The 21746-nt window shown below is 69.4% G+C and carries 14 protein-coding genes and 1 pseudogene; 11 read left to right on the plus strand and 4 right to left on the minus strand.

Going from position 1 to position 21746, the window contains the following annotated elements:
* Positions 1-106: 106 nt before the first annotated feature.
* Positions 107-1327, minus strand: coding sequence for a hypothetical protein (locus ACIOHC_RS12565; protein WP_351075163.1), 1221 nt, complete (start codon positions 1325-1327; stop codon positions 107-109).
* A 329-nt stretch (positions 1328-1656) separates the two neighbouring features.
* Between ACIOHC_RS12565 and ACIOHC_RS12570 the strand changes: the two genes are divergently transcribed.
* From ACIOHC_RS12570 to ACIOHC_RS12590, 5 genes are read left to right on the plus strand one after another with little or no spacing between them, the layout of a single operon-like run.
* Positions 1657-3036, plus strand: a complete 1380-nt coding sequence (locus ACIOHC_RS12570; RefSeq protein ID WP_401842683.1) for a diaminobutyrate--2-oxoglutarate transaminase family protein — start codon at positions 1657-1659, stop codon at positions 3034-3036.
* A 23-nt stretch (positions 3037-3059) separates the two neighbouring features.
* Positions 3060-4949 (plus strand): IucA/IucC family protein, encoded by a 1890-nt coding sequence (locus ACIOHC_RS12575; protein WP_351075161.1) that lies wholly within the window; start codon positions 3060-3062, stop codon positions 4947-4949.
* Between the two features lie 44 nt (positions 4950-4993).
* Entirely contained in the window at positions 4994-5824 is an 831-nt protein-coding gene (locus tag ACIOHC_RS12580) for a GNAT family N-acetyltransferase (RefSeq protein ID WP_401842685.1), read from the plus strand.
* A gap of 60 nt (positions 5825-5884) precedes the next feature.
* Entirely contained in the window at positions 5885-7837 is a 1953-nt protein-coding gene (locus ACIOHC_RS12585) for an IucA/IucC family protein (protein WP_401842686.1), read from the plus strand.
* A gap of 38 nt (positions 7838-7875) precedes the next feature.
* Positions 7876-9846, plus strand: a complete 1971-nt coding sequence (locus ACIOHC_RS12590; RefSeq protein WP_365692726.1) for an ATP-dependent DNA helicase — start codon at positions 7876-7878, stop codon at positions 9844-9846.
* Positions 9847-9927: 81 nt separating this feature from the next.
* On the opposite strand, the gene lexA is transcribed toward ACIOHC_RS12590, so the two are convergent.
* Positions 9928-10722 carry a transcriptional repressor LexA gene (gene lexA, locus ACIOHC_RS12595; RefSeq protein ID WP_351075154.1) on the minus strand — a complete coding sequence of 265 codons (795 nt, stop codon included), beginning with the start codon at positions 10720-10722 and terminating at the stop codon, positions 9928-9930.
* A 555-nt stretch (positions 10723-11277) separates the two neighbouring features.
* Between lexA and nrdR the strand changes: the two genes are divergently transcribed.
* Both nrdR and ACIOHC_RS12605 read left to right on the plus strand, forming a co-directional pair.
* Complete coding sequence (nrdR, locus tag ACIOHC_RS12600; RefSeq protein ID WP_351075152.1) at positions 11278-11790, plus strand: transcriptional regulator NrdR; 513 nt, start codon at positions 11278-11280, stop codon at positions 11788-11790.
* A 160-nt stretch (positions 11791-11950) separates the two neighbouring features.
* Entirely contained in the window at positions 11951-14854 is a 2904-nt protein-coding gene (locus tag ACIOHC_RS12605; RefSeq protein ID WP_401842688.1) for a vitamin B12-dependent ribonucleotide reductase, read from the plus strand.
* A 180-nt stretch (positions 14855-15034) separates the two neighbouring features.
* On the opposite strand, the gene ACIOHC_RS12610 is transcribed toward ACIOHC_RS12605, so the two are convergent.
* Complete coding sequence (locus ACIOHC_RS12610; protein ID WP_351075148.1) at positions 15035-15571, minus strand: TerD family protein; 537 nt, start codon at positions 15569-15571, stop codon at positions 15035-15037.
* A gap of 154 nt (positions 15572-15725) precedes the next feature.
* A complete protein-coding gene (locus ACIOHC_RS12615; protein WP_351075146.1) occupies positions 15726-16682 on the minus strand; it encodes a DUF1152 domain-containing protein in 957 nt (318 codons plus the stop codon).
* Positions 16683-16771: 89 nt separating this feature from the next.
* On the opposite strand from ACIOHC_RS12615, the gene ACIOHC_RS12620 reads away from it, so the two are divergent.
* From ACIOHC_RS12620 to ACIOHC_RS12635, 4 genes and pseudogenes are all read left to right on the plus strand, one after another.
* A complete protein-coding gene (locus ACIOHC_RS12620; protein WP_351075144.1) occupies positions 16772-17377 on the plus strand; it encodes a YdbC family protein in 606 nt (201 codons plus the stop codon).
* Positions 17378-17843: 466 nt separating this feature from the next.
* Positions 17844-18503 carry a histidine phosphatase family protein gene (locus tag ACIOHC_RS12625; protein WP_351075142.1) on the plus strand — a complete coding sequence of 220 codons (660 nt, stop codon included), beginning with the start codon at positions 17844-17846 and terminating at the stop codon, positions 18501-18503.
* Positions 18504-18515: 12 nt separating this feature from the next.
* Positions 18516-19418, plus strand: coding sequence for an ADP-ribosylglycohydrolase family protein (locus ACIOHC_RS12630; RefSeq protein ID WP_351075141.1), 903 nt, complete (start codon positions 18516-18518; stop codon positions 19416-19418).
* A 228-nt stretch (positions 19419-19646) separates the two neighbouring features.
* Positions 19647-21423, plus strand: a pseudogene (locus ACIOHC_RS12635) (DUF4153 domain-containing protein).
* Positions 21424-21746 lie beyond the last annotated feature (323 nt).

The following is a 21746-nucleotide window of genomic DNA, read 5'->3' on the forward strand; positions in this document are numbered from 1 at the left end:
CATGGCCACCGCCCGACGACAAGGGCTCCCGGCGGGCGATTGCCGCACCGGGAGCCCCTGAAGATCCGTCATCCGTCATCCGGAAGAGCCGGCTGACGGACCGTCGTCACTGCCCCGCGTACTTCTTGCTGACCGACTCGTAGACGCCCTTGGCCTCCTTGCCGAAGCGCGGCCCCGCCAGCCAGCCGGCCGTCACCGGGCCGATGGAGGTGTTCGAGACCAGCGCGGGCTTGCCGTCCTGGCCCGCTGCGACCCAGCCGCCACCGGAGGCTCCGCCCGTCATGGTGCAGCCGATGCGGTACATCGTCGGGTCCTGCGCGGTCAGCGAGAGCCGGCCCGGCTTGTCCGCGCACTGGAACGCCTTCTGGCCGTCGTACGGCGGAGCGGCCGGGAAGCCGGTGGCCGTCATGCTGCCGATCTTCGGCACGGCCGGTGCGTTGAACTCGACGGGCAGCGCGGAGCCGACCGTCTCCTCCAGCGACTTGCCCGTGGAGCCCTTCTCCGGGGTGACATGCAGCACCGCGAAGTCGTACGGGGCGCCCTGGCCGCCGACCGAGGCGCCCTGGGAGATCCACTGGTCGGACGTCTGCGCCCACTGGCCCCACCACACGCCGTAGGGGGCGATCTCCTGCTTGGTGGCCGTCTTCAGCTCCGCCAGTGACAGACCCTTGTTGTTGTACGACGGAACGAAGGCGATGTTGCGGTACCAGCCGCCCTTCTTGCCCGCGTGCACGCAGTGCCCCGCCGTCCACACCAGGTTGGACTTGCCGGGGTGGGCCGGGTCCTTCACCACCGTCGCGGAGCAGACCATGGAGCCCTCGGGGCTGTCGAAGAGCAGCTTCCCGGACTCCGCGGCGTTGGCGTGGTACGGCGTTCGGACACCGGCGGCCCGGACCGGCGCGGGGGTCGGGTCCGTCACGCCCACATCACCCGAGATGTCGTTGTCGACCGGCTTCTCCGGCGACTTGTCGGCATCCCGCATGCGGTCCGGGTCCCAGAGGCCCTCGATGATCGGGTTGACGAAGTCCTTCGCCTCGCGCAGCCACTTGTCCCTGTCCCAGTTCTTCCACTCGCCGTTCTTCCACTGGTCGAGATCGATTCCGTGTTCCTTGAGCCGGTTCTTCAGATCGTCCGGAATGGTGATCTTGCCGTCCGAGGCCTGGCCTGCGGGACTGCTCGGCTTGTCACTCGCCTCGTCCTCGCCGGGCCCGCAGGCGGTGGCGGTGAGCGCGAGGACCGCGGTGACCGCGGCCGCGGCGAGCACCGAGGAGCGCCTACGGCGTGTGCCCCCCTGACGGGCGGCGAGAGCCGGTCGAATGAGTCGCATGTGGTGATCCCCCTGGGACTTCGTAACTCAACACTTCTGTACTGCACTTCGGTACTGCTGCGAGCCGTTCGCTCCGAACGCCCTGCGGACTGCCGGAAATCTGCCCGAGCTCTCCGTGCGGCCCCCACTATGCCGGTGCCGATGGGGACGGCACGCGGCAGGGCCACGGTTCCGCCTCCGTAAGGATCTTCGGATTCGGCCGTGATCCCCGGCGTCCGGCGTCGTTGGTACGTACGAGGGACTCGCGGACAGCGTTCATCCCCGCAGTCCGTCCGTGCGCCGACGTACCGACGTGCAACGCAACTGTTACAGCGGGAGGACCAACAGCCGTGGCCGTGACCGAACCAGCTCCGGTGGCAGCACCGGCGGTGCACGAGGGGATCCTGCGCCGCCAGTCACTGCGTGAATCCGCCGCCCGTACCTATGCGCGTTCACTGCCGATCGTGCCGGTACGGGCCCGTGGGATGACCATCGAGGGCGCGGACGGGCGGCGATACCTCGACTGCCTCTCCGGGGCAGGCACCCTGGCGCTCGGGCACAACCACCCGGTGGTCCTGGAGGCGATCAAGAAGGTGATCGACTCGGGCGCACCGCTCCAGGTGCTCGACCTCGCCACCCCGGCCAAGGACGCCTTCACGACGGAGCTGTTCGCCACCCTGCCGAGGCGGTTCGCCGACAACGCCCGGATCCAGTTCTGCGGACCGGCCGGCACGGACGCCGTCGAGGCGGCGTTCAAGCTGGTGCGTTCCGCGACCGGCCGCAGCGGGCTTCTCGCCTTCACCGGCGCCTACCACGGAATGACGGCCGAAGCCCTGGCCGCCTCGGGAGGCGCCGAGGACGTACGCGTGACACGACTTCCCTTCCCCCGCGACTACCGCTGCCCCTTCGGCGTCGGAGGCGGGCGCGGCGCGGAGATCGCCGCCCGCTGGACGGAGAACCTGCTGGACGACCCCAAGGGCGGCACACCCCCACCGGCCGGCATGATCCTCGAACCGGTGCAGGGGGAGGGCGGCGTGAACCCCGCCCCCGACGGCTGGATGCGCCGGATGCGTCAGATCACCGAGACCCGCTCCGTCCCCCTGATCGCCGACGAGGTCCAGACGGGTGTGGGGCGCACCGGTGCCTTCTGGGCGGTGGAACACAGCGGGATCGTGCCCGACGTGATGGTGCTCTCCAAGGCCATCGGCGGTTCCCTCCCGCTCGCGGTGATCGTCTACCGCTCCGAACTCGACACCTGGCAGCCGGGCGCGCACGCCGGAACCTTCCGGGGCAACCAACTCGCGATGGCGGCGGGTACGGCCACCCTCTCCTTCGTACGGGAGAACCACCTCGCCGAGCGTGCCGCGACGCTCGGCGCCCGGATGCTCGCGCGCCTCCAGGCGCTGGCCACGGACCACCCGTCCATCGGAGACGTCCGTGGACGGGGCCTGATGATCGGGGTGGAGCTCGTCGACCCCGAGGAACCGGCGCGGGGCGACGGCCCCGAGCCACCGCCCGCCCCGGCCCTCGCCGCCGCCGTCCAGCAGGAATGCCTGCGCCGCGGGCTCATCGTCGAACTCGGCGGACGCCACTCCACCGTCGTACGCCTCCTCCCGCCCCTCACTCTCACCGACGAACAGGCGACAGCGGTCGTGGACCGCCTCGCCGACGCCCTGGCAGCCGCCGAGCGCCTGCCGCACCGCCGGACCACGACCGGGGCGATTCGCTGACCCCCCTGACAAGGAAGACCGCCGTGAACCCCACCCCCGCGCCCCAGGCCGACGGCCCTCCCCCCACCCCGCAGCGAGGACCGGCCGGGCTCACCGGCAACCTCGTCGTGGAGCACACCACCGTGCCGCGCCAGAAGGCGGCACCGCACGACGAGCAGTACCTCCCGATGCACATGGAGAGCGCCGAGGCACCCACCGACCACCTCGACCATCCGGACCCGCTGCGCGCCGCCGACACGGCCGGTGTCGAGAATCTGCTCCGCTGCTGGGTCCGGGAGAGCGATCTGTCCCGACCGGCCGGGGAGACGCTCCGTATCCCCCTTCCCGCGAGCGGAACCGCTCTGCTCGTCCCCGTCGTCTACTGGTCCGTCACGGGCTGGCACCGGTTCGGCATGCCCGTCCTGGAAGGCGCGCCCGAAGGCGCGCCACCCGTCGACGCCGTGACGGTCGCCGCGCTCCTGAGCCGCGAGGCCGACCGCGACGGGGGCACCGACATGGTGGCCCGGGTCGCCGACTCCGTACGGCGGACCGCCGGCTTCATCGCCGAGCGGCGCCGCACCCCCGAGGCCCCGGCCGAAGCGGACCTCTTCCTCACCGCCGAGCAGTCACTCCTCCTCGGACATCCGCTCCACCCCACGCCCAAGAGCCGCGAAGGCCTTTCCGACGCGGAATGCCGCCGCTACTCACCCGAGTCGCACGGCTCCTTCCCGCTCCACTGGATGGCTGTCCACCGGTCCGTACTGGCCACCGACTCCGCCTGGACCGAGGGCGGCCGTCCGGTACCGGCGGCGGAACTGGTCACCTCCCACACCGAGGGGCTTCGACTCCCCGACAACACCGCACCGATTCCGCTCCACCCCTGGCAGGCCCGCGAACTCGGACACCGGCCCGAAGTCGCCGCCCTGCTCGACGCCGGACTCCTCCACGACCTGGGGCCGCACGGGAAGCCCTGGCACCCCACCTCCTCCGTCCGTACCGTGCACCGGCCGGACGCCGATGTGATGCTCAAGCTCTCACTCGGCGTCCGCATCACCAACTCCCGCCGGGAGAACCTCCGCAAGGAACTCCACCGCGGGGTCGAGGTGCACCGGCTGCTCCGCAGCGGCCTCGCCGCACGGTGGCACGCGGTCCACCCGGGCTTCGACATCGTCCGTGACCCCGCCTGGCTCGCCGTCGACGGCCCGGACGGCGAGCCCGTCGCGGGTCTCGACGTGATGCTGCGTCACAACCCCTTCGGGCCGTTCGACGACGCGGTCTGCATCGCCGCGCTCACCGCCCCGCGCCCCTGGCCGGGCCGGACGGGTACGCACTCGCGCCTCACCGGGATCGTGCTCGCCCTGGCCGCCGCCACCGGACGAGCCGTGGGGGCGGTCGCCACCGAGTGGTTCCTGCGCTATCTCGACCGCGTCGTACGTCCGGTTCTCTGGCTCGACGCTCACGCGGGCGTCGCGCTCGAAGCCCACCAGCAGAACACCCTGGTGCTGCTCGACCCCCACGGCTGGCCCGTCGGCGGCCGATACCGTGACAACCAGGGCTACTACTTCCGTGAGTCCCACCGCACCGCGCTGGAGCACCGTCTCCCCGGCATCGGACGGGTCAGCGACACCTTCGTCTCCGACGCGGTCACCGACGAACGCTTCGCCTATTACGTCGGCATCAACAACGTGTTCGGCCTGATCGGCGCCTTCGGCGCACAGCGTCTCGCCGACGAACAGGTGCTCATCGCCGCGTTCCGCCGATTCCTCGACTCGGCCATCGCGCTGGGCTCCCCCCTGCCCGCGCATCTGCTGGAGAACTCCCACCTGCGGTGCAAGGCCAACCTGTTGACCCGGCTGCACGGCCTCGATGAACTCGTCGGGCCCGTCGACACGCAGTCCGTCTACATCACCATGGCCAATCCCTTGTACGCCTGAAAGAACATGGCAACGATCTGATCCGCCGAGAGGAGAGCGACACCGTGGCTCCCGCCGATGCGCACACCGAAGCCGGTGCCCGCCCTGCCCCGCTGACCGACACGGGCGCCGAGGACACCCTGGACCTGCCGCTCCCCGAAGAACTCCTCGCTCTGTTCGAGGAGGGGACACCGGCCACGCCCGGGGAGGACGCATCGGCCACCCCGGCGCTTCCCCTGCCGTCGAACACGTCCGCGTCGTCCGAACCGGGCGACGCGGGCCCGGCCGCAGGCAGACGGACGGCCACGAGCGGTGCGGCCTTCGCCGATCTCCTCGACCACCCGGCCGACTGGGGGCCGGTGACCACCCCGGCCGGGGTGCTCCAGCTCGTCCCCGTTCGGCTGGAACGCGACCTCGCCGTGATCAGCCGCTGGATGAACGACCCCGCGGTCGCCGCCTTCTGGGAACTCGCCGGATCCGAAGCGGTCACCGCCGACCACTTGCGTCCTCAACTCGACGGCGACGGGCGCAGCGTCCCATGTCTCGGCGTGCTGGCCGGGATTCCCATGAGCTACTGGGAGATCTACCGGGCGGATCTCGATCCGTTGGCGCGCCACTACCCCGCCCGCCCGCACGACACCGGAATCCATCTGCTCATCGGCGGTGTGAACAACCGAGGACGCGGCGTCGGCACCACCCTGCTCCGGGCCGTCTCCGACCTCGTGCTCGACAACCGCCCCCTGTGCGCGCGTGTCGTCGCGGAACCCGACCTGCGAAACACCCCCTCCGTCTCCGCCTTCCTGAGCGCCGGCTTCCGCTTCTCCGCGGAAGTCGAACTCCCCGACAAGCGAGCTGCCCTGATGGTCCGCGACCGAACCCACCGTGCCCAGCTGTGAACGATCTGCTGCCTTGCGTTTACCGCAACCACCCCATCGGTTCCGTCCCGAGGAGGCCTTGTGCCGAAATATCCCGCGAGCCATGATTCAGCGGAGTCAGCCCCACTGCTCAGCACACCGGAACTGAACCGGGCGGCCTGGGACGGAGCCGCCGCGCGGCTGCTCGCGAAGATGCTCGGTCAGTTCGCCTACGAGGAAGTCGTCGAACCGGTCGCACAGGCCGACGGGAGCGACACGTACACCCTCGGACTCGACGACGGCGGAACCCTGAGCTTCAGCGCCCGACGGGGCGTGTACGGCGGCTGGCTCATCGCTCCCGATTCGATTCGTGAGAAGCGCGGGAGCGCCGGGGCCGCCCCTGCGGAATCGACGCGCGACAGTGACCGGAGCGCGTCTGCGGAATCGACGCACGGCAGTGGCCGGGACATGCTCGCCGAGCAACTCCGGGACGGGAACAGCGACACCGTCCCCTTTCACGACCCGCTGAGCTTCCTCGCCCGCGCCCGCCACCTCCTCGGGATCGACGGCGCCACCCTCGGCCACCTCATCCGCGAGATCACCACCACCCTCGCCGCCGACGTCCGGCTCGACCACACCGCGCTCCCCGCCGCCCGGCTGGCCGACCTCGACTACGCCGAGCTGGAAGGGCATCAGACCGGCCACCCCTGGCTCGTGGCCAACAAGGGGCGCCTCGGCTTCTCGGCCTCCGACGCCTCCCGCTACGCCCCCGAGGCCCGCACGCCGGTCAGACTGCCGTGGATCGCCGTCTCCACCCGGATCGCCGCCTACCGCGGAGTGACCGGCCTGGCCACCCCCCGGCAGCTGTACGCGCAGGAACTCGACCGGTCGGTCCGCGACTCCTTCGCCGCCGTGCTCCACACCCGCGGCCTCGATCCCGACAGCTATCTCTGTCTCCCCGTGCACCCCTGGCAGTGGGACGAATGGATCGTTCCGGTCTTCGCCCCGGCCATTGCCGCGGGCGACATCGTTCCGCTCCACGCCGACGCGGACGACCGGTTGCCGCAGCAGTCCATCCGTACCTTGACCAACGTGTCCCGTCCCGACCGGCACACGGTCAAACTGCCCCTGTCGATCCTCAACACGCTGGTCTGGCGGGGTCTGCCGACCGAGCGCACCCTGGCGGCCCCCGCCGTCACCGGGTGGGTCCAGGGCCTGCGTGACCAGGACGCCTTTCTTCGCGACACCTGTGGGGTCATCCTGCTCGGCGAGGTGGCCTCCGTGACCGTCGAGCACCCGCTCTACGACCACCTTCCCGAGACCCCGTACCAGTTCAAGGAGATCCTCGGCGCGATCTGGCGAGAACCGCTCCAGCCCAGGCTCGCGCCGGGCGAACGGGCCCGGACCCTCGCCTCGCTGCTCCACACCGATCCCCGCGGACGCGCCTTCACGGCCGAACTCGTCGCCCGCTCGGGACTGACCCCCACCGTCTGGCTGACCCGGCTCTTCGCCGCGTTGCTCCCGCCGCTGCTGCACTTCCTCTACCGCTACGGCACCGTGTTCTCCCCGCACGGCGAGAACGCCATCGTCGTCTTCGACGACCAGGACGTACCCGTGCGCCTGGCGATCAAGGACTTCGTGGACGATGTGAACATCAGCGCCCAGTCGCTGCCGGAGCACGCGTCGATGCCGCAGGACGTACGCAGCATCCTGCTCACCGAGCCCCCCTCGTTCCTCACCCAGTTCATCCACGCCGGACTGTTCATCGGTGTCTTCCGATTCCTGTCCCCGCTCTGCGAGGAGCAGCTGGGAGTCCCGGAGGCCGATTTCTGGTCACTCGTGCGGGCCGAGATCCTGCGGTACCACGCCCGCTTTCCCGAGCTCAAGGAGCGTTTTGAGATGTTCGACATGCTGACGCCTCGCATCCAACGCCTCTGCCTGAACCGCAACCGCCTGCATGTGGACGGTTACCGGGACCGCCCCCGGCGGCCGCACGCCGCCATCCACGGAACCGTTCCGAACCCGCTCCACCCCTCCGTCCGAGTCCGGGAGTGATCGCCGTTGTCAGTGGTGCACCGTAGGGTGGTCGGGCTATGACGAAGCCATCCCTCCCCGAGCTCCTCCACGCCGCCGTGACCGCCGTCGGCGGTACGGAACGGCCCGGCCAGGCCGCCATGGCCGAGGCCGTCGCCGAGGCTGTCGACGACCAATCCCATCTGCTCGTCCAGGCCGGCACCGGCACGGGCAAGTCCCTCGGCTACCTGGTGCCCGCGCTGGCGCACGGAGAGCGCGTAGTGGTGGCCACGGCGACGCTCGCGCTGCAGCGCCAGCTCGTGGAGCGCGATCTTCCGCGCACGGTCGACGCCCTGCACCCGCTGCTGCGCAGACGCCCCCAGTTCGCCATGCTCAAGGGCCGGTCCAACTATCTCTGCCTGCACCGGCTCCACGAAGGAGTGCCGCAGGACGAGGAGGAGGGACTCTTCGATCAGTTCGAGGCCGCGGCCCCGTCGAGCAAACTCGGCCAGGATCTGCTGAGGCTGCGGGACTGGTCGGACGAGACGGAGAGCGGGGACCGTGACGACCTCACCCCCGGCGTCTCCGACCGCGCCTGGGCGCAGGTCTCGGTCTCCTCGCGCGAATGTCTGGGCGCCTCCAAGTGCGCGTACGGCGCCGAGTGCTTCGCGGAGCTCGCCCGTGAGCGCGCCAAGCTCGCCGATGTCGTGGTCACCAATCACGCCCTCCTCGCCATCGACGCCATCGAGGGCGCCCCGGTGCTCCCGCAGCACGAGGTGCTGATCGTCGACGAGGCCCATGAGCTGGTCTCCCGGGTCACCGGAGTGGCCACCGGAGAGCTCACCCCCGGTCAGGTCAACCGCGCTGTGCGCCGAGCGGCGAAGCTGGTCAACGAGAAGGCGGCCGACGCCCTGCAGACCGCTTCGGAGGGCTTCGAGCGGGTGATGGAGCTGGCGCTCCCCGGCCGGCTGGAAGAGGTCCCCGAGGACCTCGGCTACGCACTGCTGGCGCTCCGGGACGCCGCGCGTACGGTGATCTCGGCCCTGGGCGCCACCCGGGACAAGTCCGTTCAGGACGAGGACGTCGTCCGTAAGCAGGCACTCGCATCGGTGGAGACGATCCACGGCGTCGCCGAGCGGATCACCCAGGGCTCGGAGTACGACGTCGTCTGGTACGAGCGACACGACCGTTTCGGCGCCTCCGTGCGGGTCGCCCCGCTCTCCGTCTCCGGACTTCTCCGCGAGAAGCTCTTCGCCGAACGGTCCGTCGTCCTCACATCGGCGACGCTCAAGCTCGGCGGGGATTTCAACGGGGTGGGTGCGTCGCTCGGGCTCGCTCCCGAGGGCACTGCGGGCGACGACCTTCCGCAGTGGAAGGGACTCGACGTCGGGTCGCCGTTCGATTACCCGAAGCAGGGCATCCTCTACGTCGCCCGGCATCTGGCGACGCCCGGCAGGGAGGGATCGCGCACCGACATGCTGGACGAGCTCGCCGAGCTGGTGGAGGCGGCGGGCGGGCGCACCCTCGGGCTGTTCTCGTCCATGCGGGCGGCTCAGGCCGCCGCCGAGGAACTGCGGGGGAGACTCGACAAGCCGATCCTGCTGCAGGGCGAGGAGACCCTCGGAGAGCTGATCAAGAACTTCGCGGCCGACCCCGAGACCTGCCTCTTCGGCACGCTGTCCCTCTGGCAGGGTGTCGATGTGCCCGGGGCCAGCTGCCAGCTGGTGGTCATGGACCGGATCCCGTTCCCGCGCCCCGACGATCCGCTGATGAGCGCGCGCCAGAAGGCGGTCGAGGAGGCGGGCGGTAATGGGTTCATGGCCGTCGCGGCCACGCATGCCGCGCTGCTCATGGCCCAGGGTGCCGGCCGACTGGTCAGGGCCACGGGCGACAAGGGCGTGGTCGCGGTGCTCGATCCGCGCCTGGCCAACGCCCGGTACGGCAGCTATCTGCGCGCCTCGCTGCCCGATTTCTGGTACACGACCGACCGTAATCAGGCGCGCCGCTCACTCGCGGCGATCGATTCGGCAGCCAAGGCCGACGGCCGGTAGTCCGTCCGGTTGTCAGGGGGCACGGGCAGGCCCCGGGATCGGCGCAGTGAATCCCGGGGCCCGGTCGGAGCCGGCGAGTCGTCACACTCGCCGCAGCACCGCCACCACCTTGCCGAGAATCGTCGCCTCGTCGCCCGGGATCGGCTGATAGGCGGAGTTGTGCGGGAGCAGCCACACATGGCCGTCCTCACGCTTGAAGCGCTTGACCGTGGCCTCGCCGTCCAGCATGGCTGCCACGATGTCGCCGTTCTCCGCGACGGGCTGGCGACGCACGGTGACCCAGTCGCCGTCACAGATCGCCGCCTCGATCATCGAGTCACCGACGACCTTGAGCACGAACAGCTCTCCGTCGCCGACCAGCTGGCGGGGGAGCGGGAAGACGTCCTCGACCGACTCCTCGGCGAGGATCGGGCCACCGGCCGCGATCCGGCCCACCAGCGGTACATACGAAGCCGCGGGCTTCCCGGTCGTATCGGTGGGCTGCGAGGTGGGCTGGTCCGAGCCGCGGACCTCGTACGCCCGCGGGCGATGGGGGTCGCGACGCAGGAAACCCTTGCGCTCCAGGGCCATCAGCTGATGCGCGACGGAGGACGTGCTGGACAGGCCCACCGCCTGACCGATCTCCCGCATCGAGGGCGGATACCCACGTCGCTGCACGGAATCCCGGATCACCTCGATCACGCGCCGCTGCCGGTCCGTGAGCCCCGAGCTGTCCGCCCGGATCCCTGGAGGCCGGCCGGGCAACGAGCGCGCTGGGCGCATGGGCTCGGGCCCCTCCGTGTTCGTGACTGGGTCATTCATGGCATGCACCGGCTCGAGTCGGCTCTGGGAGCGGTCCTGGGCAGTGATGGTGGCACTGTCTGCGGTGGTGGTCACGTCGGCCCCTCTCGAATGGTCTCCCTAGCTGGACAACGGTAGTGGCTTTCGAAAGGTTGCGCCAAACACACGTTCGAGTGAAAAACGAATAAAAGTCTGTCGCGTGTTCACTGTCGGGTGTATGTGCGGCGTCGGGTCGGTCGAGCTCCGGCTCGGAGTGATCCGTCGGTCGAGGAGGAATCCGGAGCGCTTTCCCGTGGCAATTCGGACCATTACGGTAACGTTCGCCGGCGCGATCCCGCCGGGCGGGGGCCCTCTCCGGGTGTTGTCCGAGTCCGACAGCGGGAGCCCCGCAATCCTGGCGGCCTCGCGGTTCCCGTAACCTCGTGCTCGGCCGTACGCTGCCTGCCGATCGCCCGCGATGCGCGACACGCGCTAGGGCCGAATGCGCGACCAAACCCAAGATCTAGTGGTTGGATTGCTCCAGTCACCCAGAAGTTGTGGTCCCCGGTCCGCCGGGGGTGTGGCCATCGCCTATGCTTGTCACTGCTTCGAGGGGCCCCGGCGGGTCCTGAAGAGGCTATTCAGTCGTGCTGTGAAGGAGGGTTGGGAGCCATGCACTGTCCCTTCTGCAGGCACCCCGACAGCCGGGTCGTCGACAGTCGCACCACCGATGACGGCACGTCGATCCGCCGCCGCCGCCAGTGCCCCGACTGCGCCCGCCGCTTCACCACGGTGGAGACCTGTTCGCTGATGGTGGTCAAGCGCAGCGGTGTGACCGAACCCTTCAGCCGTACCAAGGTCATCTCCGGCGTGCGCAAGGCGTGCCAGGGGAGGCCGGTCACCGAGGACGCCCTCGCCAAGCTCGGCCAGTGGGTCGAGGAGGCGGTGCGTGCCACCGGCAGCGCCGAGCTGACCACCCATGACGTGGGCCTGGCCATCCTCGGCCCCCTGCAGGAACTCGACCTTGTCGCGTACCTGCGTTTCGCGTCCGTGTACCGGGCGTTCGACACACTCGAAGACTTCGAGGCCGCCATCGCGGAACTCCGTGAACGGCGACCTCCCGTGGAGGAACGCGGGACCGGAGAGACCCTTGAGGTCCCCGTTCCCGCCGTCGCCGCCGACTGAGCGGCACCGGCCGATCGGCGCAGGTGTGCGGATCGGCGACAGGGCGGCTTCATGGACCCGCTCCGGGCGCTGTGCGTGGCGCCCGAAGCATCAGAGACAGACTGTGCCCCGGGAAGTTCTGGGCACTTCAGGGCGTTTTTGCCCACATATGGGAGGCGGCATGACAGAGACGGCGAGCGGCCCGGCACGAGGTTCCCGAGCCAAGGGATCCAGGTCGAGCAAGGGTCTGCGTATCGAGCGCATCCACACCACCCCCGGCGTGCATCCGTACGACGAGGTGGCATGGGAGCGCCGTGACGTCGTCATGACCAACTGGCGCGACGGTTCGATCAACTTCGAGCAGCGTGGCGTCGAGTTCCCCGACTTCTGGTCGGTGAACGCGGTCAACATCGTCACCAGCAAGTACTTCCGCGGGGCCGTCGGCACCCCGCAGCGCGAGACCGGTCTGCGACAGCTCATCGACCGGATCGTGAAGACGTACCGCAAGGCCGGCGAGGAGCACGGCTACTTCGCCTCTCCCGCGGACGCCGAGATCTTCGAGCACGAGCTGGCGTACGCCCTCCTGCACCAGATCTTCAGCTTCAACTCGCCGGTCTGGTTCAACGTCGGCACGCCCCAGCCGCAGCAGGTCTCCGCCTGCTTCATCCTGGCCGTCGACGACTCCATGGAGTCGATCCTCGACTGGTACAAGGAAGAGGGCATGATCTTCAAGGGCGGCTCCGGCGCCGGCCTGAACCTCTCCCGTATCCGCTCCTCCAAGGAACTGCTGTCCTCCGGCGGCAACGCCTCCGGCCCGGTCTCCTTCATGCGCGGTGCCGACGCCTCCGCCGGAACGATCAAGTCCGGTGGTGCCACCCGCCGTGCGGCCAAGATGGTCATCCTCGACGTCGACCACCCCGACATCGAGAACTTCATCGAGACCAAGGTGAAGGAAGAGGAGAAGATCCGCGCCCTGCGCGACGCGGGCTTCGACATGGACCTGGGTGGCGACGACATCACGTCCGTCCAGTACCAGAACGCCAACAACTCGGTCCGCGTGAACGACGAGTTCATGAAGGCAGTCGAGTCCGGTGGCAAGTTCGGGCTGCGCGCGCGGATGACCGGTGACGTCATCGAAGAGGTCGAGGCCAAGTCCCTCTTCCGCAAGATGGCCGAGGCGGCCTGGGCCTGCGCCGACCCGGGCATCCAGTACGACGACACGATCAACCAGTGGCACACCTGCCCGGAGTCCGGCCGGATCAACGGCTCGAACCCCTGCAGCGAGTACATGCACCTGGACAACACCTCGTGCAACCTGGCCTCGCTGAACCTGATGAAGTTCCTCAAGGACGACGGCAAGGGCAACCAGTCCTTCGAGTCCGAGCGCTTCGCCAAGGTCGTCGAGCTGGTCATCACCGCGATGGACATCTCCATCTGCTTCGCCGACTTCCCCACGCAGAAGATCGGCGAGAACACCCGCGCCTTCCGCCAGCTGGGCATCGGTTACGCCAACCTCGGCGCCCTGCTGATGGCGACCGGCCACGCCTACGACAGCGACGGCGGCCGCGCCCTCGCCGGTGCCATCACCTCGCTGATGACCGGCACCTCGTACAAGCGTTCCGCCGAGCTCGCCGCGGTCGTCGGCCCGTACGACGGCTACGCCCGCAACGCCGAGCCGCACCAGCGCGTCATGAAGCAGCACGCCGACGCCAACGCCGCGGCCGTCCACATGGACGATCTGGACAACCCGATCTGGGCCGCCGCCACGGAGGCCTGGCAGGACGTGATCCGCCTCGGCGCGAAGAACGGTTTCCGCAACGCGCAGGCCTCGGTCATCGCGCCCACCGGCACCATCGGTCTCGCCATGTCCTGCGACACCACCGGCCTTGAGCCCGACCTCGCCCTGGTCAAGTTCAAGAAGCTGGTCGGCGGCGGTTCGATGCAGATCGTCAACGGCACCGTTCCGCAGGCCCTGCGCCGCCTGGGCTACCAGGAGGAGCAGATCGAGGCGATCGTCGCCCACATCGCCGAGCACGGCAATGTGATCGACGCCCCCGGTCTGAAGACCGAGCACTACGAGGTCTTCGACTGCGCGATGGGCGAGCGTTCCATCTCCGCGATGGGCCACGTGCGCATGATGGCCGCGATCCAGCCGTGGATCTCCGGCGCGCTCTCCAAGACGGTGAACCTGCCGGAGACGGCCACCGTCGAGGACGTGGAAGAGGTCTACTTCGAGGCGTGGAAGATGGGCGTCAAGGCGCTCGCGATCTACCGCGACAACTGCAAGGTCGGCCAGCCCCTCTCCGCGAAGACCAAGGAGAAGGAGAAGTCCGCGACCGACGCGGTCGCGGCCAGGGCCGAGGACACCATCCGTACCGCGGTCGAGAAGGTCGTCGAGTACCGCCCGGTCCGCAAGCGCCTCCCCAAGGGCCGTCCCGGCATCACCACCTCCTTCACGGTGGGCGGCGCCGAGGGCTACATGACCGCCAATTCCTACCCGGACGACGGTCTCGGCGAGGTCTTCCTGAAGATGTCCAAGCAGGGCTCCACCCTCGCGGGCATGATGGACGCCTTCTCCATCGCCGTCTCGGTCGGTCTGCAGTACGGCGTCCCGCTGGAGACGTACGTCTCGAAGTTCACCAACATGCGCTTCGAGCCGGCCGGCATGACGGACGACCCGGACGTGCGGATGGCGCAGTCGATCGTCGACTACATCTTCCGCCGTCTCGCGCTGGACTTCCTGCCCTTCGAGACCCGCTCGGCACTCGGCATCCACTCGGCCGAGGAGCGTCAGCGTCACCTCGACACCGGTTCGTACGAGCCCTCCCTGGAGGACGACGAACTGGACGTCGAGGCGCTGGCCCAGTCCGCCCCGGTGCGGACGGAGCCGCTGAAGGCGGTCGCGGCCGTACCGGAGGCCGAGAAGCCGGCTCCGAGGACGGCGCACACCTCGGCGGAGCTCGTCGAGATGCAGCTGGGCATCAGCGCGGACGCGCCGCTCTGCTTCTCCTGCGGTACGAAGATGCAGCGCGCCGGGTCCTGCTACATCTGCGAGGGCTGCGGCTCGACCAGCGGTTGCAGCTGAGAACGAGCCCCAAGGCGTCTGACGCGACATTGAGCGTCCCCCGCCGGGGGCATTGAGCCGCGCTGCACAGAGGGTGCCGACCACAGGTCGGCACCCTCTGCCGTGTCTTTGTCGCGGGGGTACGAGTTGCCGGGTGTCCGACGCGTCGACAGTGCGGCCCCGGCTCTTCCCCGTGACCCGTCACGCTCCGGGCGTACGGCCGCCCATCATCTCGGCGAACGTACCGGGGTCCCCGTCGAAGCCCCGGACCGTGGCGTGGAACTCCCAGACACCGGAGGCGCCGCGGACGAACTCGGCGACGGTCGCCGCGGTGGCGGTGCCGACCGAGGAGAAGTCGTCCTCGGCCAGATTCGTATAGCCCTCCCGGACCTGTACGCCCGTGTTCGCTATCTCGGCGAACGTCTTGCGGCCGTCGCGCTGCTGGATGGCGACGCCGACGACGACCCGGGTGTACGTGGCCGACAACCGGTGCAGTTCAAGCGTCATCACTTCGTCGAAACCGAAGCCCTGGCCGGTCCTGCTGTCGCGGTCGAGATTGATGGTGCCGTCCGGCGAACGGCTGTCGAAATGGACGAGGTACGCGGGACTGCCGTACGGCGCCTCCGCGAAGTAGGTGGCCGCGATGATGTCGAGGTCGTGGGCCGGGGCACCCGGCGGGCTGGGATCCCATTTCAGCCTGACTTCGACCTTTTCGAGGTCCTTGTTGGGCGTGCTCATCGGACTTCCCTCCTTGGTGCGCCGCTGGGCCGTCGGGCCGTTCATACCACCTGATCATGTCTGTAACGGGCTGTGGATCCAACCGGCTCGGTCATCGACGACGGATTCGGGCCAGCGTTCAGCCCGTGCAGCCCGCTCAGCCCGCTCAGCCCGTTCAGTGCGGAATGCGGCGCGGTGGTCGCTGCCGGACCTCGTCCCGGAACTTCGCGATGGAGCTGCTGACCTGACGGATGAGATGGGTGTCCTCGATGCGGTCGAGATAGAGGCAGTGGCGGGCCACTCCGTCCAGTTCGAAGGCGAAGCAGAGGGTCATCAGGGGATTGATGAACAGTTCACTGCCATGGGTGCGCGAGGTGAACTGGACGTCACCGAAGGCTCCCTGGACGGCTGCGGCGATCGACCCGTTGACGATACTGGGGTGGTCGGGGGTGTGGTGCTGCGCGTGCGCCACCGCGTCGACGAACAGCGCCCCTTCACGGGTCGTACGGGAGACGGAGAATGCTCCGAGGCAGGAACCGTCCCGTTCGAGTGCGGCGATGTTCTCCAGTACGAGGCCGTGACTCACCCCGTGATAGGCATCGATGCCGAAGCCGATGGACACAACCAGGCGTTCCGGTACGTCGATTGCGGCGAGTGCCGCGACGCTGGTCAGGTCCTCCTCCGGCGTGCCGAGGCCGGATTCGTCGCCGCGCATCAGGATGTCCGTGCCGCCGTCGACGAGGACGACCGCATCGATGTCGTACTTCTCGATCAGTGCCTGGTAGGCGGCTCGCAGCGGCTGTACTCCCACGCGCGAGAGGGCGTGCACCGTGCTCGGATAGCCGTGCAGTTCGAGCCACTGGGCGAGGGTCCGTTCCGGGAAGTACGCCTGGTGGAGAGCTGTTTCGGGGGTGACGACCGCGACATCCGGAGCGAGCCAGGCGTCGAGGGGCAGTCCTTCGAGAGCGCTGAACGAGAGATTGGCGAGTCGGACCTGCTTGCCCCGGTGGAGGAGGGAGAGCGCGACAGGGAGTCCCGCGTAGATGTCGAAGCCACCGCCGGCCCCGGCGACGAGGACGCGTTCCGCGGAATCGAGGCGGGCGAACAGGGGGTTGGAGTGCAACGAAGCCATGGAGGTCATTCTGTGCTTCGTGCCTTTCGGTTCGCGTGTACTCCATCAGAGCGTGACCCGCGGGATGTTCGGCACCGTACGATGGCGCGGTGCTGGTCAAGTGGATTCGTTGCACCGTGGTGGACCGTCGAGGATTTGAACGGGGACAGCGAAAGTGGGCGGGGCTGCTGGGTGAGCCGGGGTTCAGGGGACAGGGCGGCGGCTGGAGTCGAGGGCGTCCGGAAGTGGCGCATGTCTTCGCCTTCTGGGAGAACCGTGTCTTCTACGACTCGTTCATGGCGCGCGCGCACGACCAGTTGGCCGCCGCGCAGTCCGGTACGTACAGCAGCATCCAGGTCAAGCTGTTCGAGTACCGCTTCGATGTGAAGACCGGCTTCGAACCGCGCTTCACCGACGCGGATGTCGTCAGGGTGGCACACAGCAAGGTGCACGAGGACCGGGTCGAGCATTTCGCCCTGATGCAGGAGAGGGTGTGGAATCCGGCGATGGCCGGCTCGCCCGGCATGCTGCGAGGGGTGTTCGGGGAGGCGCCGGGGCACGAGTTCCTCGTGTTGTCCATGTGGCAGTCCAGCGCCGAGCGGGGCAAATACCGGGCGGGGAGCATCGATCGGCTGACGCAACGGGCGCAGACCGAGGACGATGTGGCCGCGGTGGCGGGAGACGTTGTGCAGCTTGAGCCGTCCTGGACGGTGTGACCGGACCGGACCGGACCGGATCCGATCGGATTGGGCGCACCTGGGGCGGGCCGGGAAGCTCGATGGCCTCTCCAGGCACGGCTGGGCATCGCCGCCCGATCGCGGCGTCCCCCGACCGTGGAGGAGGCGCCGGGCCTCCGGCAGGGTGCGCTGGTGGTGGTCTCCCACGACCGGCTGCTGCGCCGCCGCTTCACCGGCGACATCCGGCGGACGGAGTCCGGACAACTGCTCGCATGAGCCAGGGCCGATCCGGGGCCTTCCGGCTGGATCAGCCGGATCGGCGAGCGGTGCCCGGTGCCGTGTACCGCGAGGCGGAGGAGGGAGCCGGACGCGGCCTCCTCAGCCCGAGCGGAGCCGAGAGCCCGGGGGAAGGCGCCATGGTGACCGACGACAACGCCGCGAAGCGGGGCACCGGCCCACGCGAGCCCGGTATGACCGGAACGGGAGGCCCTACTAGGGTCTGTACATGGCACGACCGCAACGCATTGTCCTCGTCCGGCACGGGGAGTCCGAAGGCAACGTCGACGACACGGTGTACGAGCGTGAGCCGGACCACGCGCTGAGGCTCACCTCCGCCGGGCTGCGGCAGGCCAGGCAGACGGGGGTGCGGCTGCGCGAGATGTTCGACGGCGAGCGGGTCAGCGTGTACGTCTCCCCTTACCGCCGCACGCACGAGACGTTCAGATCCTTCGGCCTCGACCTTGAACGGGTGCGGGTGCGGGAGGAGCCGCGGCTGCGGGAGCAGGACTGGGGGAACTGGCAGGACCGGGACGACGTGAGGCTGCAGAAGGCGTACCGGGACGCTTACGGTCACTTCTTCTACCGCTTCGCGCAGGGAGAATCCGGGGCTGATGTGTACGACAGGGTCGGCGCCTTCCTGGAGAGTCTGCACCGGAGTTTCGAGGCCCCCGACCACCCGCCGAACGTGCTGCTGGTCACGCACGGACTGACCATGCGGTTGTTCTGCATGCGCTGGTTCCACTGGTCGGTGGCCGAGTTCGAGTCGCTGTCCAATCCGGGCAACGGGGAGACGAGAACGCTGATCCTCGGAGAGGACGGGCGCTACACCCTTGACCGGCCGTTCGAACGCTGGCGCGTACCCGAGCCGTACGGCATCACCGGATAGAGTGGAAGGGCGATGACAACCGCTGACTCTGCAACCGATCAACGTCTCGAACGCGCCTTGGCCAGCTTGCGTGGACTGGCTGTGGGAGACGCGCTGGGTTCCCAGTTCTTTGTGCCGGCCAACTACCCGCTGCTGAAGCGGCGCGAACTTCCCCCCGGCCCCTGGCAGTGGACGGACGAGACCGAGATGGCGTCCTCGGTGCTTGCCGTGCTGGCGGAGCACGAGCGGATCGACCAGGACGCGCTCGCGCGTTCCTTCGCTGAGCACCACGACTTCGACCGCGGATACGGCCCTGCCGTGAACCGGCTGCTCAGGCTGGTACGGGAGGGCGGCGACTGGCGGGAGCTGGCGTCCGCGCTGTTCAAGGGGCAGGGCTCCTGGGGCAACGGCTCGGCGATGCGCATCGCGCCACTCGGCGCCTGGTACGCGGACGACCCGGAGCAGGCCACGCACCAGGCCGAGATCTCTTCGTACACCACGCACCAACACCGCGAGGCGGTCGTGGGTGCGATGGCCGTCGCGGGCGCGGCCTCACTGGCGGCATCGACCACGGGGCCGCCCACCCCGACAGAGCTTCTCGACGGTGTGATCGCACTCGTGCCGCGCAGCGCGGTCGGTGCCGGGCTGCGCCGGGCACGCGACATGCTCGACTACGGCGACGCGGGAACGGTTGCCGCGGTTCTCGGCAACGGCCGGCGTACCAGCGCACACGACACCGTCCCGTTCGCTCTCTGGTCGGCGGCGCGAAGCCTCGGTGATTTCGAGCAGGCCTTCTGGGTGACCGCCCAGGCAGGCGGCGATGTCGACACCACCTGTGCCATCGTCGGCGGGATCCTGGCGGCGGGAAGCACAGGCGCGCCACCTGCCCACTGGTCGGCGCAGACGGAGGAACTGCCGGACTGGCTGCTGCGGTAGGACGAGGGCGACGACGGCGCCGTCGACATGGTGCGTCAGCCGGACCACCGACTGTCACGGTACTGCCACAGCCCTTCCGCGCACGGCCGGTGACTGTGAGGGGAAGCCACTCTTTCGGCCACGCCGCCCATGGTGATCATCCTTGCGGGCGTGCACCGAATGAGACGCCGGGGTGTTCCCGTGCTGCCCGGCGGCGGTGCGCGCGGATCCCGGTGGGGGAGGGGTCCCATGTCCGATCAACCATCGAAGACGCCCCGGCCACAGGCTGCCTCCGACCGGCCCGAGCCGTCGGGGCAGGCCGAGCCGTCGGTGCGGCCCGGGACGTCAAGGCCGACCGCGTCCGCTCCGTCCGCTGCGTCGTCCGTGCCGTCGGAGGGGCGGCTGCCGGAGTCCCGCGGCGCCGCCCCGGAACCGCAGAAGGTGCCGACCGGCACGCAACCGGTCGGACAACAGCCACACCCCACCCCTTGGCAGCACGGCAACCTCCAGCCCTCGCTGCTGTCGCGGCTGCGCCCGGCCGAACCCGCCACCATCGGGAGTGCGACGCTCTGCTGCGTCCTCGCCACCGCGATACCGAGCGCCCTGCTGCTGGGTGAGGGCCTCGGTTCGAACCTGTTGATCGTCGCGGTTCCCGCCGCGCTCGCGGCCTTCTTCGCCGCGCGGGCGGCCGGTCGTCGCCTCCGTCCCTGGACAGCTGTCCGGGCGGTCGGTGGCCTGGCCCTCCTCGTCGTCCCGGCCCTTCGGGACGCCGGATGGCCCACCTTCCTCGCCGTCGTGTCGACTGTCGCCCTGGGCTTGCTCGCTCTGCACGGCAGGCGTGGCCGGCTCGGGGTGCTGCTCGGCTCACTGGGCCTCTTCAGTTCCGTCACCGAGGGTGTGGCCTGGGGAGCGCGCGGCGTGCGCGAACGGATGGCGGACTCCCGAGGCCGGTGGGGCGTCGTCTTCCACACCACTGCGGTCGCTGTCGTCCTGCTCATCGTGTTCGGGGCGCTCCTCGCAAGTGCCGACGCCGCCTTCGCCGATGTGCTCGGCAACCTCGTCCCCGATGTGTCGGTGGGCGACAGCGCCTGGCGGTCGTTCCTTTTCGTGGTCGGCCTGGTCGGCGCACTCGCAGCCGCGTACACGGCGGCCGCCCCGGTGCGCCGGGGCGCCATCACCGTTCGTCCGGGGAGGGCCCGCGGGCGGTTGGAATGGGCACTGCCGCTCATTGTGCTGAATCTGCTGCTCGCCGCCTTCATCACCATCCAGCTCACCGTGCTGCTCGGCGGATACGACAAGGTGATGGCCGAGACCGACCTCAGCTACTCCCAATACGCTCGGCAAGGCTTCTGGCAACTGCCGTGGGCCACGCTCCTCACGCTGCTGGTGATCGCGCTCGCCCTGCGTCCGGCCCCCCGCGAGCGGGGGAGTGACCGCACTCTCGTACGGAGCGTGCTCGGCGTGCTGTGTCTGCTCACCCTTGTCGTAGTGGCCTCCGCGCTGAGGCGCATGGACCTGTACGTGGAGGCGTACGGCCTGACACGGTTGCGCATATCCGTGGCCGCGGTCGAGCTCTGGCTGGGCCTGGTGCTCGTCCTGATCATGATCGCCGGCGTGTCCGGTGCCCGACTGCTGCCGCGCGCCGTCGCCGCGAGCGCGGCCGTCGCCGTGCTGACGTTCGGCCTGATCTCGCCCGACGGGCTGATCGCCGAACAGAACGTTCAGCGGGTACCGCAATGACCACTCCATCGACATCGACTACGTACAGCGCCTCTCGGCCGACGCCGTGCCTGCCCTGGACACACTGCCGGAGCCACTGCGCTCATGCGCCCTCATGGAGATCGATCGGTCGCTGCGATCATCCGACGCCCCTTGGTACGCCACCAGTTGGCCCGAAGCACGGGCCCGCGACATTCTGGGAGAACGGGGTTCGGGCGATCTGGCGCGGGTGTGCCGCGCTTCGCGTACGGGCGGCGGCTTCGGCGGTGACGAAGGCGATCCGTACGACCCCTACGACCCGTACTGACGCGAGCGGAACGGGAGAGATGCGGCCGCGTGTGCGCGGCGGCCCGCATGTGCCGCGTTCCGTGATGCACGAATCCGGCATGTTGAGCATGTTCGGTCGGTGACCCTGGCGGCCGCTTCGGGGCGTCGGCACACCCATCAGTGATCACCGTCCCGTATGCGTGGCGCTTCGGACACATGGCCCACAGGCTTCGGACATGTGGCCCTCCATAAAACGGAATGCCGCGGTCCACGATCTTGTCGCAATCCGTTCTGCGACTCGGTGCGCGGCCCGGCCGGTCGTCGGGCGACCCGGGGTGTTGTCGGAGTTCCCATCGGCGTACG

The organism is Streptomyces sp. NPDC088252, assembly GCF_044740965.1.
GTDB lineage: Bacteria > Actinomycetota > Actinomycetes > Streptomycetales > Streptomycetaceae > Streptomyces.

Excerpts from the sequence above, each read along its gene's own strand:
- ACIOHC_RS12625 (WP_351075142.1), top strand. The coding sequence starts at position 17,844 with ATGGCACGACCGCAACGCATTGTCCTCGTCCGGCACGGGGAGTCCGAA.
- ACIOHC_RS12630 (WP_351075141.1), top strand. The coding sequence starts at position 18,516 with ATGACAACCGCTGACTCTGCAACCGATCAACGTCTCGAACGCGCCTTG.
- ACIOHC_RS12615 (WP_351075146.1), bottom strand. The coding sequence starts at position 16,682 with ATGGCTTCGTTGCACTCCAACCCCCTGTTCGCCCGCCTCGATTCCGCG.
- nrdR (WP_351075152.1), top strand. The coding sequence starts at position 11,278 with ATGCACTGTCCCTTCTGCAGGCACCCCGACAGCCGGGTCGTCGACAGT.
- ACIOHC_RS12605 (WP_401842688.1), top strand. The coding sequence starts at position 11,951 with ATGACAGAGACGGCGAGCGGCCCGGCACGAGGTTCCCGAGCCAAGGGA.
- ACIOHC_RS12590 (WP_365692726.1), top strand. The coding sequence starts at position 7,876 with ATGACGAAGCCATCCCTCCCCGAGCTCCTCCACGCCGCCGTGACCGCC.
- ACIOHC_RS12565 (WP_351075163.1), bottom strand. The coding sequence starts at position 1,327 with ATGCGACTCATTCGACCGGCTCTCGCCGCCCGTCAGGGGGGCACACGC.
- ACIOHC_RS12610 (WP_351075148.1), bottom strand. The coding sequence starts at position 15,571 with ATGAGCACGCCCAACAAGGACCTCGAAAAGGTCGAAGTCAGGCTGAAA.